General features: G+C 51.9%; 14 protein-coding genes. 2 read left to right on the forward strand and 12 right to left on the reverse strand.

Annotation, left to right across the window (positions count from 1 at the left end; genetic code table 11):
* Window positions 1–86 precede the first annotated feature (86 nt).
* From HGKM_RS08340 to HGKM_RS06775, 7 genes are read right to left on the reverse strand one after another with little or no spacing between them, the layout of a single operon-like run.
* Window positions 87–950 (reverse strand): metallophosphoesterase, encoded by an 864-nt coding sequence (locus HGKM_RS08340; RefSeq protein WP_019134575.1) that lies wholly within the window; start codon window positions 948–950, stop codon window positions 87–89.
* A gap of 47 nt (window positions 951–997) precedes the next feature.
* Complete coding sequence (locus HGKM_RS08345; RefSeq protein WP_019134576.1) at window positions 998–2380, reverse strand: ABC transporter permease; 1383 nt, start codon at window positions 2378–2380, stop codon at window positions 998–1000.
* Window positions 2370–4001, reverse strand: coding sequence for a COG1361 family protein (locus HGKM_RS06755; protein ID WP_019134577.1), 1632 nt, complete (start codon window positions 3999–4001; stop codon window positions 2370–2372). Before HGKM_RS06755 ends, HGKM_RS08345 begins: the two co-directional genes overlap by 11 nt.
* Window positions 3994–4746, reverse strand: a complete 753-nt coding sequence (locus tag HGKM_RS06760; protein ID WP_019134578.1) for an ABC transporter ATP-binding protein — start codon at window positions 4744–4746, stop codon at window positions 3994–3996. The genes HGKM_RS06755 and HGKM_RS06760 overlap by 8 nt, the downstream gene beginning before the upstream one ends.
* On the reverse strand, window positions 4725–5030 hold the full coding sequence (locus HGKM_RS08350; protein WP_019134579.1) for a chorismate mutase: 306 nt from the start codon (window positions 5028–5030) through the stop codon (window positions 4725–4727). Before HGKM_RS08350 ends, HGKM_RS06760 begins: the two co-directional genes overlap by 22 nt.
* A 15-nt stretch (window positions 5031–5045) precedes the next feature.
* Window positions 5046–6731, reverse strand: a complete 1686-nt coding sequence (locus HGKM_RS06770) for a nucleoside kinase (RefSeq protein WP_019134580.1) — start codon at window positions 6729–6731, stop codon at window positions 5046–5048.
* A 57-nt stretch (window positions 6732–6788) separates the two neighbouring features.
* Window positions 6789–8138 (reverse strand): MATE family efflux transporter, encoded by a 1350-nt coding sequence (locus HGKM_RS06775; RefSeq protein WP_019134581.1) that lies wholly within the window; start codon window positions 8136–8138, stop codon window positions 6789–6791.
* 97 nt (window positions 8139–8235) lie between these two features.
* Between HGKM_RS06775 and HGKM_RS08355 the strand changes: the two genes are divergently transcribed.
* Window positions 8236–8886 carry a TIGR01906 family membrane protein gene (locus HGKM_RS08355; protein WP_019134582.1) on the forward strand — a complete coding sequence of 217 codons (651 nt, stop codon included), beginning with the start codon at window positions 8236–8238 and terminating at the stop codon, window positions 8884–8886.
* Between the two features lie 53 nt (window positions 8887–8939).
* Here the strand turns inward: HGKM_RS08355 and HGKM_RS08360 are convergent, their stop codons facing one another.
* The 4 genes from HGKM_RS08360 to HGKM_RS06800 form a co-directional block, all read right to left on the reverse strand.
* On the reverse strand, window positions 8940–9572 hold the full coding sequence (locus tag HGKM_RS08360) for a helix-turn-helix domain-containing protein (RefSeq protein WP_019134583.1): 633 nt from the start codon (window positions 9570–9572) through the stop codon (window positions 8940–8942).
* A gap of 250 nt (window positions 9573–9822) precedes the next feature.
* A complete protein-coding gene (locus tag HGKM_RS06790; RefSeq protein WP_019134584.1) occupies window positions 9823–10323 on the reverse strand; it encodes a ferritin in 501 nt (166 codons plus the stop codon).
* A 30-nt stretch (window positions 10324–10353) separates the two neighbouring features.
* Window positions 10354–11241 (reverse strand): fructose bisphosphate aldolase, encoded by an 888-nt coding sequence (locus HGKM_RS06795; RefSeq protein WP_019134585.1) that lies wholly within the window; start codon window positions 11239–11241, stop codon window positions 10354–10356.
* A gap of 162 nt (window positions 11242–11403) precedes the next feature.
* Complete coding sequence (locus HGKM_RS06800; RefSeq protein ID WP_019134586.1) at window positions 11404–12471, reverse strand: hypothetical protein; 1068 nt, start codon at window positions 12469–12471, stop codon at window positions 11404–11406.
* A gap of 253 nt (window positions 12472–12724) precedes the next feature.
* Here HGKM_RS06800 and HGKM_RS06805 point away from each other — a divergent pair, with 253 nt between their 5' ends.
* The gene (locus HGKM_RS06805; RefSeq protein ID WP_019134587.1) at window positions 12725–13228 is read left to right on the forward strand and encodes a DUF4342 domain-containing protein; all 504 of its coding nucleotides are present in this window, start codon (window positions 12725–12727) and stop codon (window positions 13226–13228) included.
* Between the two features lie 199 nt (window positions 13229–13427).
* Here the strand turns inward: HGKM_RS06805 and HGKM_RS06810 are convergent, their stop codons facing one another.
* Window positions 13428–14333 carry a PPK2 family polyphosphate kinase gene (locus tag HGKM_RS06810; protein ID WP_034579857.1) on the reverse strand — a complete coding sequence of 302 codons (906 nt, stop codon included), beginning with the start codon at window positions 14331–14333 and terminating at the stop codon, window positions 13428–13430.
* Between the last annotated feature and the right edge of the window lie 101 nt (window positions 14334–14434).

The raw sequence follows: 14434 nt of genomic DNA on the forward strand, positions 1-14434 counted from the left end.
AATTTCTAAAAACCCTTGAAGAAACAAGGGAGCAATAAAAAACCGACCTCACAAAAGAGGCCGGCCTGGTTCAACTCCGAATAACATCACCTTGATGATTCGCTAACGAATTCAATATAGACCACTTCCGTAGGATTCCCCAAGCGGGGGATCCCACCCGCCGTATTGGCCAGTCCCCGGCTGACGACCAGGGCGCCATGGGGGCCATGGTGGACCCCCTCCGTGTAGCGGGGGAAAAAGCCCTGGCCGGGAGCGAAGAGACCCCGCATCCGCCCTTTCCAGGGGAAGCGAAACTGGCCCCCATGGGCATGGCCGGACAGGGTGAGGTCGATGGGGCGGTCGGCAAGCTCCTCCGCCCAATATTCAGGATGGTGGGAGAGGAGAATTTTTGGGCCCTCCTCCTTTTCAAAAGCCTCCAGCCAGGAGAGGTCCGGCCGGGGCTCATCTTCCGGCCGGATCAGAAATCGTTTGAAAAAATAAAATCTGCCATACATGGCGGATTTTTCCTTCTCTTCTACGGCCTCCCGATCCGACCGGAAGGCCAGGGTTCGACCGGAAGTCAGTCCACCGATGACCAGGCCTCCGGTCCGAACATAGGCATTGTCCAGAACCCGGACGCCTTGGTCCTCCAACTTTTCCAGATCTTTCGCCTCCAGGTAGCGGTCATGGTTTCCCAATGAGCAGAAGGAGGGGGCGATGGCTGAAGCCCGGGATAAAAAAGGGAGGACAGAATGATCCAGCTGTCTTTGAACATCCGACCGGGTTAGTCGGCGACCAAGAAGGAAGTCCCCCGCCATGAGGATGAGGTCGGGGGTTTGGTCCCGGAGGGAGGCCAAGGCCGGAGCCGGGTCGACTAAGTGGAAGTCGGCCAAGAGGGCAAGACGGAGACTTTCCTTCCCTGTAAATTTTTCCAGTTGGGGCAGGGAAATTCGGTAAAAAGTTTGGTCCATGCCTCCTCCTTTCCTGATCTTGATGATGGGGAGAATGAAATTAATCCTTATTCGGTCCGAATGGCTTCAATGGCCGAAATGTTGGTGGCCCGGCGGGCAGGAAGGTAGCCGGCAAGGAGGCCAACGATGCCGGAAAAGAAAACGGCCATGAAGGGGAGCCAGACCGGGATATAGGAGATGCCCAGGAATTGACCGCTGTCCAGGTCCAAATTCGCCCCCTGGGAAAGGGCAAAGTTGATAAATAGGTGGTTGGCCATACGGGAGACCAGGAGGGTGATCAGAATGCCGACAATTCCGCCGATGATTCCGATGAGGGCGGCTTCAAGGAGGAAGAGCTTACGGACGTCCCCCACTTGGGCGCCAATGACCTTCATGACCCCGATTTCCTTGGTTCGCTCCTGGATGGACATGAGCATGGTGTTGGTGATGCCGATGGCCGCAACAAAGAGGGCGACCCCGCCGATGGCCCCCAGGACAACCTGGAGAACCAGCATCCCCTGTTGGGCCTGGTCCAGCCCCTCCTTCATGGAAAAGGCCGTGAGATTATACCTGGCCTTCAGGTCCTCCGTCAAAGACTCCACATCATCCATGCTCTTTGCGATGACGGTGGCCTCGGAGTAATTGTCCCCGGAAGGCCCCTCTCCTCCGCTCAAGCCACTTAATCCGGCAATCTTCTCCAAAGGAGAGCCGGATGAAGAGGACTTGTCCCACTTCTTCTGGACGGTCTCCGCCAGCTCAAGATCGACGTAAATGGAGGGGATGCCTGCACTTGACCCCAACTTTGAGGAAGAATCCAGGCGGCCTCCATAGGAGACGGTCACTTTTTCGGACCCGCCCCCTGTAAATTCATCCAAGGGGTTTTCATTCATGGACGTCGGAATAGAGAAGCGAGCCCTCTCCCAGGGAAAGTCCTTAAGCTCCGCTCCGGAAATGGACCTCTGACTGATCTTGCTGATATCCATGGCCCGGATATTGGAATCGATGACGAAGGCATTCTTTTTCAGGGAAGAGAGGGGCCGACCATTGTCCAGTTTGACCCCCTGCCTGCCCAGGGCCTGGAAGTCCACGCCGTAAAGACCGCCGAGGATCTCCACCCCCTTCTTATTGGTCTTCAAACGGCTGGACAGGGCGATTTTTCCTAGAACCACGTCCACACGAGGGTCCTTGTTGATGGCGTCCAGGACCTTTTTGTTGATCTTCCCCCTGCCTTGCCTGCCGGATGAATCCCTGGAAGGATAGAGGGTGATGGAATTGAAGGAGACCATTTCATTCAGAAAGTTCTCCTGGGAAATCTGAATCCCATAGCCAAAGGAAAGCATGAGGATAATGGAAAAGATCCCGATGACCACGGAGAAAATCGTGAGGAAGGCCCGGGACTTCCTCCGAAGGAGGTTTCTCCAGGCCATGGTCATCAAGTCCCTAGTCTTCATCGATCTTCAGCTCCTCGGCCGAGGCCTTCTTTCCCTTTGACCGGCGACGGATGAGGAGAACGGCCAGGCCCACAAGGGCAAGAAGGATGACCAAGCCAATCGCAGAAAATCCGCCAGTATGAGGCTCTTCTTCCTTGGGGGTGATAATTTCCCCGGTAGCCGCATCCACGCTCTCCCCTTCTTTCAGGCGTTCAACCTCATTTTCAAAGGGGACCTTTTCCTCATGCACTTGGCCCGCTGAATCCTCGTAGGTCAGGACAATTTGGCCGGAAAGACGGTCGGCCTCCTCCGGGATGATTTCCATAGAATAATGGTCGCTCTGTCCGGAGGGGAAGTTCCCCACAAAATACCGAGTGCTTTCCTTGCTGGTAAAGCCACTGCCTTCCAAATTAACCATGAAATTCGTCAGGTTATCCTTGCCCGTGTTGTAAAAATCCAGGTCCACCGTCATCGGTTGACCGGAATAAGCTTGCCCAAGAACGGGATCGCCCAAAAGGATTTCCGCCTTTTGCACAACGGGGATGCCGACGACTTCCTGGGCCGTATATTGGTTGCCCTCCATATCCTCATATTCAAAAGCCAGGTTGACGGAATAGGTTTGTGCCGGGGCTGTCGGTATGGCTTTTAGAGTAATGGACTGAGAAGAGTGCTTGCCTGCCGCCATCTTTTCAATATAGAAGGTGTTGGAGGAATTGACCGGGATAAAGATGGACCCGGCCTGGGGACTGGCTCCGCCGGCAGAACTGCCCAACATATCGGAGAGTGCCCCGGATGTGGGACCGGCCCCCTCCGCATTCATGGTGATTTTGATATTCCGGATGGCCTTGGATTGGTTGGTGTTGAAAAAATCCAGGTTCAGGGTAAAGTCCTCTCCTGCCCTTGGCATTTCCGGATCAATTTCATAATTGGAAATAATGAGCTTGGGCTTATTCTTTTCCGTCATGGATCCTCCATTCATCCCCCCCATAGAAGGAAGGTCATTGATGTTGAGGCCCGGCATAGCCGCTTGTCCGCCTATCTGGGACAAGTCGCCTTTTGACCATCCATTGGATGCAAGTAGACCCTCCAGATCACTCATACTTCCCCTCTTCTTTAATGAACTCTGACCTGTGGCAAGCATTCCCTGAAGAGTCTTTATCAGTTCATCTGTGGAGGGAGCTTGTTCCTTCGGGTTGCCTTCGTTTTCTTCGCCTTTTTTCTCTCCTGGTTCATCTTTTTCCTGAGGCTTAGCTATTTTCTCAAAACAAGATTTTATCAATGCGGAAAGCTGATCTTTATCCAAAGTGACAGAGTTTTTGCAAAGGAAAGTCAGGGGAATAAGGCTGACCTCCCCTGCCTCCAGCTTCTCTCCAAAAGGAACCAGGCTCTTGATGACCCGGGAAACTTCCTTCTCTGGGTCGATAAAAGTCTTCCCATCGGTCGGCACTAAACCGACTTGATCCCAGGCCTGAAAATCTAAACCCTCCAAAATCAAACCGGTCTGTCCGGTATTTTTGACCTGGAAAATAGCCAGGTATTCTTGACCTTTGTCGAGAGTGTCTTGAATCTCCCGGAGATTTCCGGCCTGATCTCGGCAGAAGAATAATATCTTTACAACTTGGATGGGCGTTTTCTCATTCATGGCTGTCCTCCTTGTGACCGGGTTCTTCCTTATTGTACTCATCAGGACTGTGCCGGTGAACCACTTTTTCAATCTTCCCGTCCCTCATGTGGAGGGTTCGGTCGGCAAAAACCGTCATTTCTTCATCGTGGGTGACCATGACCATGGTCTGGTGATTTTCCTCCATCATGGTCTTCATCAGACCCATGACTTCAAAGGAGGTCTTTGTGTCCAAATTTCCTGTCGGCTCATCGGCAAAGACCAGGACCGGCTTGCCCACAAAAGCGCGAGCGATGGCCACCCGCTGTTGCTGACCGCCGGAGAGTTCCTTGGGCCGGTGGTGGAGACGTTCGCCCAAGCCCACACGAATCAAAATTTCTTCCGCAGCCTCTTCCCTGGTTTTTTTATCCACTCCCTTTAGAATTAAACCCAGACTGACATTCTCCAGAGCGGTCAGGGTGGGAATGAGGTTGTAGGACTGGAAGACAAAACCGACATTCAGGCTCCGAAAAAGGGTGATTTCCTCCTCGTCCAGCTTTTCCAGGTGTATTCCTCCGATGATGATCTCTCCCTTATTGGGACGTTCCAACCCGGCCAGGGCGTTGAGGAGGGTGGACTTACCGGAACCCGATGGACCCAATAAACAGACCATCTCTCCTTTACCAATATCCAGGTCCACGCCGTCGAGGGCATGAACCTCTTCTTTTCCCATGGTGAAACTTTTATGCAGGTCCTTGACCTGGATCAGGCTTTCTTTTCGGTCCATGCGCCCTCCTGTATTTCCTCCTGGCAAGACCGGGACAGGGCCAAGACTTCCTGAAAAAAAGCCCGGTAAGCCTCCCGGTCCTCCTCCGGAACTTCCTTCTCATTGTCGGCTAGAAGAGCCTCTTCCCGGTGGCGGTCACGGACAGGGAGGCCCCGGTCCTTTTTATAGCGGCCGATGGTCCGGGAAACTTCCATCCGGCGGCGGAAGAGATGGGCCATGGCCCGGTCGATCTCTTCGATCTCCTTCCGACCGGCTTCCAGGACATTTTCCTTCTTTTCTTTCATGGTCTCCCCCTTCCATCAGACAATTTTCGACCCGCCAATAAATTCCCGGAGGATGGAGGTGTTGACCACATCGGAAATATCCTCCATGGGGAGGAAGTACTTGAGGAGGGCCAGGACGCGGCCGGCCTCCAAATAGGCCGGATCCTCGGGCGGGATGGCCCTGAGGTCCTCCTCGATGATGAATTTCAGGGCAGCAATCTCATAAATGAAGGAGGAGTTGAAGAGAATATCCGCTTCCTCCTGGTAGGGGAAGATGTTTCGCTTCTCCCCGGCCCGAACAGAAGGCCAATCCATAATGGTATCCCGGACGGACCTCCCTCGGGAGGCCTTATCCCGGGCCATCCGCCGCATGAGGCGGAGGTCGGTGGTGTGGATCCGGTTATGGTCATCCAGGTTGATCTGGGTGGTGACGGAGAGGTAGATTCGGAACTTCAACCGGTCGTCCAGGTTTTTCAAGAGGAGGGGGTTGAGGCCGTGGATCCCTTCGATGATGATGGGATCCCCTTCGCTGAGGGAGAGGGTCTCCTCCAGGGTGATGGACTTTCCGGAGAGAAAATCGAAAATCACCTTGGGAACCGACTGGCCATGGAGTAGGCGGTCCATGTCTTTTTCAAACCGGTCCAAATCAATGGCATAAATGGATTCAAAGTCGGGTTGTCCATCAGCATCCAAGGGGGTCTTGTCCCGGTCAACATAGTAATCGTCCATGGAGATTTTGAGGGGGCGGAGGCCCAGGACCCGGAGGTCGTTCATGAGCTTATAGGCGAATGAGGTTTTTCCGGAGGAGGAAGGGGCGGCAATAAGGATGATCCGCTTGTTCTGCCGAATAATCTCCTGGCCGATCTCCATAATCTTGTGTTGCTGGAGGCCCTCAGTCATCCGGACCACTTCTCCGATTTTTCCCTGGTCAAGGAGTTGGTTAAGGTCGTAGACGTCTTCGATCTTCTGGAGCTCGGACCAACGCTCGGCCTCCCGGTAGGTCTCGGACAGCTTGTATTGGGGGGTGAAATTTCGATGGACTCCCCTTTGGTCCCTTTCCGGCCCAAGGAGGACCAGGCCATGTTCAAAGAGTTCCAGACGGAAGGTGGAGATATAGCCCGTAGAAGGGGCCATATAGCCGTAGAAGGAGTCATAGTAGTCCCCCAGGCGGTAGATGGCGACATGGTCGGCATTCAGGTAGTGGAGGAGGTCAGCCTTGTCCTGACGGCCGATTTCCTTGAAAAATTCAATAGCCTCCGGAACCGAGTAGAGCTGGCGTTCGATGGCCATGTCGGCCTCGACAATCCTGGCCATCTCCTCCTGGATCCGGTCCCGGGTATGGGAGTCCAGGTCCATCCGACGACTCCCCTGGCGGATGGTGCAGTAGGCTCCTCCGGAGATGGAGTGCTCCACCACCGCCCGAGCCTTGGGAAAGGTCCGGTTGATGGCCAGGATGAAGATGAAGGAGAGGGACCTCATATAAACCCGGTGTCCGTCCGTATCTGCCGTATCCAGAAGGGTGAAGGCCTCCAGGTCCGGGTCGACCGCTTCAGAGAGCTCATGGAGGACTTGGCCGGTTTTGGCCAGGATGACCTGGCCGTCAAATTCATGGGCAAGGTCCCGGGCATAGTCGGCGTAGGAGGCATGGGGTCTCCGAGGGACCTCCAGGGTCGAGGTTCGGGAGGGGGTCTTTAGGCAAAGGGTCAAGCTGTTCTTGTCCATAGGTCGTCCTTTCGTTGTCGGGCAAGTTGTGGAAGGAAGGATCTGATGAAATGGAAACTAAATTTTAAGGTAAATCCATTTTCCCTGGCGGAAGCGGAAGAAGGAAAAGAGAAAGCGGCAGGTCTGGTCGATGAGGATGGCCCACCAGATCCCGTCCAGGCCCAGGTGGAAGATCCTAACCAGGAGGATGGTCATGAGGGTCCGGACCAGGGTCACGGAAACCAGGGAGGCCACCAGGGTGAATTTGACATCCCCGGCCGACCGGAGGATCCCGTTGTAGATGAGCTGCTGGATCTGAAAGAAGACGATGGCAATGACATAGAGGGAGATGTGGACCCCTACCTCGGCGATGGCGTCATCGGCGAATTGGAAGTGATAGAAGGCTGGTCCCAGGGCCAGGATGGCCAGGGCGAGGAAGACCGCCAGTCCATAGCCCATATCCCGACAGGCCTTGCCAAAAATGATGGCTTCCTTTTCCTTGCCGGCCCCCATGGACTTCCCGGCCAGGGTCATGGCGGCAGTCTGCATGCCCAAGCCCAGGGAGAAACCCATGCTGAGAAGGTTCATGTTGACCTGGTGGACGGCAAAAGCCTCGGTCCCCAGGCCTGCTGCCATGAGGGCAGTGGCCAGGAAGCCCACTCGCATGAGGAGGTTTTCCGCCATGATCGGGCCGCCCAGGAAAGAGAGAGACCGGAAGGCCTCCCACTTGGGCCGGATCTTCCGGCGGAGGCAGTAGCCCAGGTGGATGTAGGAGTCCCTGTGGGTGACGGAGAGGGTGGCCATGAGGAAGGAGACAGCCTGGCCGATGATGGTGGCCAGGGCAGCCCCCATGACCCCCAATCGGGGGAAACCCAAGTGGCCATAGATCAAAAGGTAATTAAAGATGATGTTAACCAGGGAGGAGACCAGGTTGGTGGTAAAGGCGATCCGGGTGTTGCCCGACCCCCTCTGGGCCGCATTGATCACTGTGGTGAAATTGACGAAGAAGGAGCCTCCGGCGTAGATGTGGAAGTAGGTCACGGCCATATCGTGGGTCTCCCGGTTGGACCCCGCCATTTCCAGGATCCGGTCGGCAAAGCCTAGGGTGATCAGGGTGATGGCCAGGGAGATACCGGCACAAAGGACTAGGGCGGAGAGGAAGTTGGTGTTGGCCTCCCTCCTATGGCCCTCCCCCATCCTCCGGGCGACCAGGGCCGATAGGGCGGTAGCGACCGCGATCAGGGGGGTCAGGAGGATGAAATAGGGCTGGTTGGTCAGCCCCGTCGCCGCCACAGCGGCCGGGCCCAGGCCGGCCACCATCATGGTATCAATCAGGCCGGCCAGGTTGATGAAGAAGGATTCCAGAACCGCCGGCCAGGCCATGGTGTAGACCTGCTTATAAAATTTTTTTTCTTGCAAAAACTTCATTCCTCGTCCTTTCTTTTTCCTTCATTATCATACCACCTTTCCCCTTCCTTGGGGTCCTGGTACAATAAAGCAGGTGAACTGAAAAAAAGGAGTCACAATGAAAAAAACATCTTTTTCCAAACAGGCTCTCCTGACCCTAGCCTTGACCTGGGGCCTATTTGCCTTTGCTTTGATCTTGTCCATGGCCCAGACCTGGACCTACCCTCTTTTTTCCGACCAAAAAATCAATTCCCATGCCCTGACCGAAACTACCATCCAGAAGAACTACGAGGGCCTCATCCGCTACTGTCTGGACCCCGGCCATAATAGGCTGACCTTCCGGGGCCTGACCCAATCCCGGCCTGCCCTCACCCACTTTGCCGAGGTCAAGGTCATCTTCCAGGTCATCCTTTGGACCGGCCTGGCCTGCCTCCTCCTCTCTCTAATTATTGGAATCCGGGCCTACAAAAAAAGAGACCTCCGCTTCCTTCCCTGGACCTTCCGCCTCTCTCTGAGCCTTCCCTTCCTCTTGAGCCTCCCCCTGGTCTTTTTCTTTGACCGGGCTTTTGTCCTCTTCCATCAGCTGGCCTTTTCCAACAACTATTGGATCTTTGACCCCGCCACCGACCCCATCATCAACTATCTGCCGGAGACCTTCTTTCAGAACATGGTCTTCCTGATTGTAGGGATCTGGGTCTTCCTTCTCCTCATTCTCCGCTTTGGGATTCAGCCCTATTTGCGGAAAAAACTGGAAAGAAATTATTCATAAAAACTGTTTTTAGAATAATAAAATGCCCCCGACAACCGTCGGGGGCATGATTTTTAATTCTTTTTACCGCTGCCTTTCTCCACCAGTGCGGAAAGTCCGGCTGCTATAATGAAATAGAGAAAGAGGATTATCCCTTCTAAAACAAAGGTATTGATGGGCCGGGGATAGAAATTGATCAGATTCATCACCAGAAGCCGGACCGGGAAATAGCTGCCTAACCAGGCGGATATTTTATAGAAGCGCTTCCGAAACAAGATCAGTCGCTCATTATTCTCATGGACTCTTTTTCCCCAACCATATTCAAACCCTCCGATGATTGCAATAAATGGGATGAGGCTGATTAGGCTTAACCCGGCACTTTGCAGAATCATGATCGACGTAAATTGAAGAATCAAACTCATGATTTCTAATGCAATGAAAAGGACCATCATCTGATGAACCCGGTCACTTTCTTTGTCCTGAAGGATCGGCAAGTCATCATCACTTTGATAATCGTCATTGAGGAGATAATCACTAGTAACGTGAAATAACTTGCTTAGTTGAAGGATATTGCCGGCATCAGGCATGGCTGTTCCGACTTCCCACCGAGATATAGCCTGTCTCGATACCTTCATTTTTTCAGCCAGTTCTTCTTGTGACATTCCATGAGACTTTCTCAGTCTCACGATCTTATCCGATAATTTCATAGGAAATCCTCCTTTTTCGTTTTTATTCTAGTGAGGATTCCTTTCGAACACCAGCACCTAGACTTTACAATTCCGCAACATGTCTTTCCATTGGGTCCTTTAGCCGATTATAGCAGAGAATGACATCACTCTTTCAATTCATGAAGCATTAATTGATCACAATAAGTGACTTCCCCAATAAAAAGAGCGGGTATCCCTTTTACCGGATCCCCGCTTTTTCTATGACTAATTCTTTCTGCAGAATCTCTACCTAGCTTCTCTTTCCGAGAATGCCGTCCACCTTAAAGAGGGCAGCCTTATCATCGCCGGCCATCTTGAAGAGGTCGATGATCCCGCGGAAGTGGTCTTCTTCCTCATTCTGCTCATCCACATACTTTCTCAGGAAATTCTCCACCCGGTAATTCTTTTCTTCAATGGCCATCTGGAGCATTTCAAGGATGGAGGCGGTGATTTCCTTCTCATGGGCCAGGCCGGCTTCCCAAACAGCCAGCGGAGAATCATACTGGGCCTTGACTTTTTCCATGGGGAAAAGCTCAACGTGTTCATCCAGTTCCTGGACCACATCAATGAAGTCTTCCGCATGATGAATTTCTTCGTGGGTCTGGAGGGTCATCCAATGGGTGGCTCCGGGAAGGCCCAGGTCCTTCAGGTAAATCCGCATCCCGTTGTAGATATAGGCGGACTGGAGTTCCATCTGAATCTGCTTATTGAAAGCAGCAAGCAACTGATCTGACATTTTAAGTTCTAACATTTGTATTCCTTTCTAAGAAATCCCTACATCCTACTGAATAGAGGCCTGATAAATATTCTCGATCGCCTCATCCAATTTTGCATCAAATTCGTCATCACTCTGCTGAGCGGACAGGTCGTTTAAGAGGGCACGAGAGAAAGAAGCAATCATGCCGGAGTTCTTGGACAGCAATTCATTGGCTTCATCAATCGGATAGCCACCGGAAAGAGCAACCACCCGGACAACCTGGGGATGCTTGGCCAATTCATCATAGAAGCCCTCTTTGGTCGGCAGGGAGAACTTGAACATAATCTGGTATTTTTCAGGCAGGGCCTCCAGGTTCTTCTGGATCTCCTCCAGCATCATCTCTTCGGCTTCCGCCTTATCGGGGATGGTGATGGTCACTTCAGGCTCAAGAATGGGAACCAGGCCGCCATCAAAAATCTTCTTCCCCACTTCAAACTGTTGGCGAATGATTTCAGCAATCCCTTCCCGATTGGCCGCACCAATGACGGAACGCATCTTGGTTCCAAAAACCTTGTGTTCATTGGCTTCTTTGATCTCCTCATCCAGGCTCTTAATCGGCTTCATAAGCTGGCAGCCATTTTTTTCGGCTTCCATTCCCTCATCCACCTTCAAGAAGGGGACAATGCCTTTTTCTTCCCAAAGATATTCCGCAGCATACTTGCCTTCAATTTTGGAATTCATGGTCTTGCGGAAAAGGATGGCCCCTAAAATACGTTCATTGGTAAAGACCTTGCTGGTGATAATCCGTGACCGCATCTCATGGATCAGGTTGAACATTTCCTCTTCAGAGGAATACTGGTCTTCATTAATTCCGTAGTGTTTTAAGGCTTTCGGTGTGGATCCGCCGGATTGGTCCAAAGCGGCAATAAAGCCCTTCCCATTTTTCATCTGGTCCAACATTTTTTCATTCATCAGTCGTTCTCCTCTCCGATCAATATGAGTAATTCAGTGCCCTCATCAAATTCTTTTTTATTATACCCAAGGCGGCCCAGGCCTACCAATTAGATTGATAAACAAAGAAACCCGCCCCGAATGGATTCGTCGGGACGGATTTCATCATGTCTCAATTAACTATTAAGAGAGAACTCGTTCAGATCCTCGAGTTGTTTTCACACCGACCACAGAACCGAAAACCGAGACGACCAGGGCAAGAAGAAGACCAATGAATGCCCAAACAGCAGCAGATGAAGCGGCATTGGTGGCCTCATTGGTGGTTTCTGCCACCTCCTGACTGGCTTGTTCGACCTTGGCAGGAACTTCATCAAGCGCCTTCTGAAGATCGCCAAGGCGTGCTTCAGCCTGGCCCTGTGCATCTTTCAGATCCTTCTCGATCTTGTCAACCTGAGATTCTACTTCTTCCTGAGACATTTCCGTATTGGCCGCCACAGCTTTCGTCAAGTCTTCACGGTCAACGGAAGTGGTAATGGTCTCAATCCGCTTCTGAATGGATGTAGAAAGATCTTTCAAGGCGGGCTTGAGTTGGTCCGGATCCTTCTTTACCGTATCAATAGCGGCTTGGACTTCTTCCTTCACTTCATCCATCTGCCCCTGGAGATAACCCGGCTGAAGTTCTTTCACGTCGGTGTCCTTGAGGAACTTTTCCGCATTCCCCTGAACCTTATCCGTATCTACGGAAAGGTCAAGGTCAAGTTCACCAAGTGCCTTATTTGCCGCTTCTCCACCCAGCTCAACAGCACTTCCTACACCGGAAGCTACGCCACCGGCAACATCACCGGCAACGCCGAGAGCGGAGCCGACCACACGACCGGCCATACCTAAAGCACTGGCAGCACCGGTAATAATGAGGACCAGGCTAATAACGACCGCAAGAGCCCAGGTCAGAAAGCCGTGGATTCCACCGGCATAACGACTGGCAAGGCCCGAGATAAAACCACCAACAAACATGGAAATCACTAAGGAGAGGACAAAGAAAATCATTGTTCCGGTCCCCACACCTTCCATGGGATTTGCTGAAGTCGGATCGAACATTCCCAGGCCGAAAGCCGTTGTTAAAAGATTAAGCAATAAAAAGCTGGCAAAAAAAGCAATGGTTCCCGCAAATACTGAACCCCAAGAAAGATTCTTCCCGGCTTCATCCGCCATGAAATGGCGCTGCCAAAAATTTTGATTTTGTTGAGTCATAATTCCTCCAAACGTAATTTAATTATTTACTGATCCTTACATTAGGTGAAAGGACAGCGTGCAACAAAAATAAGGAAATAAGTTTCCTCATTCGATAGATTTATCTATACCCAAGTAAATTGCTCTCTATTCAGAAAAACATGGTTAATACAAAAAAATATGATCAACTGGTAAAGATGATTGAGGCGATGGGGTAAGAATGAATGCGGTAATATGCCCGCTAATGAAGGAATGGAAAAGAAAGGAAGGCAAAATGATTACTTTAGATCAAGTTGAACGACTGATGGAAGAAACAGGTGCCGGATACGAACTCTCTGCCTGGGCTCTAAAAGAAGCCGGCGGTGACATGAGCCTGGCGAAAGAATATGTGGAAAAGGCCAGAAAGATCCCTGTCCCCAACAAAGAACAAGAGAGGAACGAAAAAAGAAGCGAGGGGGAGAAAGAAGACAAAATCACCCTTGATGCCATCATTTCTACGATTCGTGATGCTTTCCATACCTTAAATGCAACCAACCTCATCGTTCGCAAGGGAGAAAAAGAAATCCTCAATATTGCCTCCAGTTTAGGTGCCATTGGAGCCATCGTCCTCCCCCAGCTGGCCTTATTGGGTATCGGCGCGGCCATTCTGACTGACTACGAAATCATCGTTCGGCTCAAAGACGGCCGGGAAGTAAACATCAACCGGAAGGTGAAAGATGAGGCCCACAATATCAAGCGGTCCTGGGATTACTATATCGACATCCACAAGGAAGATTGAACCTGATCAATCAGCAAATCACAAAAATAGCAGGGCCAAAAATTGCCCTGCTATTTTTTAGAATAATAAAATTGTCAGGGTTGGAAACCCTGATATTTTAGCGAATGAAAAGTTTATCAGGGTCGGAAGCCCTGCTTATTTAGCAAAACGACAGAGTGTCAGGGGCGAAAGACCTCTCGGCTCTTCCACCCAGCCAACCCTATTCCCGATACTTATCCAGGTCATCCTCGGTCAGTCCCAGGTCGTCCATGAGGCTTTCCTTGGCACCAGCGAGAAGAGCTTCCTCTTCCTTGGCCAGTTTGGGATAGGTCATATCCAGCTTTTGGAAGAATTCCTTGAGGATTTCCGAGACGACGTAGCGGGTGTACCACTTCCGGTCGGCCGGGATGATGAACCAGGGAGCCCCATCGGTTGACGTCTCTTCCATGAGCTCCTCATAAATCTTTTGGTATTCCTTCCAGTACTTCCTCTCCCGGATGTCCGAAGAGGAGAACTTCCAGTTTTTGTTGGGCTGGACCACCCGCTCCAGGAGGCGCTCGGCCTGCTCATCCTTGGAGACGTGGAGGAAGAACTTCAAGATATGGAAGCCGTTTTCTTCGAGATATTCTTCCCAGTTCCGGATCTGCTTGTAGCGACGGGACCAGATTTTTTTATCCACCAGGTCTTCCGGAAGTTGGGACCCCTCCAAAAGGTTGTGGACCCGGGTGACCAGGACATCCTCATAGTGGGACCGGTTAAAAACCGCTACCTCCCCCCGCCGGGGCAGGGCCTGGTTGCACCGCCAGAGGTAGTCGTGGTCCTGCTCATCGGCTGTGGGCTCATCGAAGGGGATAACCTTGAGTCCCTGGGGATTGATATAGGTCAAGACCTTTTTAATTAATCCATCTTTCCCCGCGGCATCCATGGCCTGGATGACGATGATGAGGCCATGCTGGTTGTCGGCATACATGACTTCCTGGGCCTCCCGGAAAGCCTCCCCGTTGGCCGGAAGAAGATGGTCATAGACTTCTTCTTTTGTCAGATCTCCTTTATAGGAGGTGTCCCATTTTTTCAGGTCGACCTTGTCGCCCTCTTTCACGCGAAATTGATCCCACATTGTAGACATAAGACCTTCCTTTCCGATTGCAGAAAAGGACCCCTCCTTCCGGGATGGGGTCCCCTTTTTTGACGTCCACTCTTTTTCTCAGTATACCAAATTGAAAGGTC

This window comes from Kallipyga massiliensis ph2 (assembly GCF_000311985.1).
GTDB classification, from domain to species: Bacteria; Bacillota; Clostridia; order Tissierellales; family Peptoniphilaceae; genus Kallipyga; species Kallipyga massiliensis.

Bases quoted from the DNA above. Each gene is read 5' to 3' on its own strand.
- HGKM_RS08340 (WP_019134575.1), bottom strand. From the start codon at position 950: ATGGACCAAACTTTTTACCGAATTTCCCTGCCCCAACTGGAAAAATTT.
- HGKM_RS08345 (WP_019134576.1), bottom strand. From the start codon at position 2,380: ATGAAGACTAGGGACTTGATGACCATGGCCTGGAGAAACCTCCTTCGG.
- HGKM_RS06755 (WP_019134577.1), bottom strand. From the start codon at position 4,001: ATGAATGAGAAAACGCCCATCCAAGTTGTAAAGATATTATTCTTCTGC.
- HGKM_RS06760 (WP_019134578.1), bottom strand. From the start codon at position 4,746: ATGGACCGAAAAGAAAGCCTGATCCAGGTCAAGGACCTGCATAAAAGT.
- HGKM_RS08350 (WP_019134579.1), bottom strand. From the start codon at position 5,030: ATGAAAGAAAAGAAGGAAAATGTCCTGGAAGCCGGTCGGAAGGAGATC.
- HGKM_RS06770 (WP_019134580.1), bottom strand. From the start codon at position 6,731: ATGGACAAGAACAGCTTGACCCTTTGCCTAAAGACCCCCTCCCGAACC.
- HGKM_RS06775 (WP_019134581.1), bottom strand. From the start codon at position 8,138: ATGAAGTTTTTGCAAGAAAAAAAATTTTATAAGCAGGTCTACACCATG.
- HGKM_RS08355 (WP_019134582.1), top strand. From the start codon at position 8,236: ATGAAAAAAACATCTTTTTCCAAACAGGCTCTCCTGACCCTAGCCTTG.
- HGKM_RS08360 (WP_019134583.1), bottom strand. From the start codon at position 9,572: ATGAAATTATCGGATAAGATCGTGAGACTGAGAAAGTCTCATGGAATG.
- HGKM_RS06790 (WP_019134584.1), bottom strand. From the start codon at position 10,323: ATGTTAGAACTTAAAATGTCAGATCAGTTGCTTGCTGCTTTCAATAAG.
- HGKM_RS06795 (WP_019134585.1), bottom strand. From the start codon at position 11,241: ATGAATGAAAAAATGTTGGACCAGATGAAAAATGGGAAGGGCTTTATT.
- HGKM_RS06800 (WP_019134586.1), bottom strand. From the start codon at position 12,471: ATGACTCAACAAAATCAAAATTTTTGGCAGCGCCATTTCATGGCGGAT.
- HGKM_RS06805 (WP_019134587.1), top strand. From the start codon at position 12,725: ATGATTACTTTAGATCAAGTTGAACGACTGATGGAAGAAACAGGTGCC.
- HGKM_RS06810 (WP_034579857.1), bottom strand. From the start codon at position 14,333: ATGTCTACAATGTGGGATCAATTTCGCGTGAAAGAGGGCGACAAGGTC.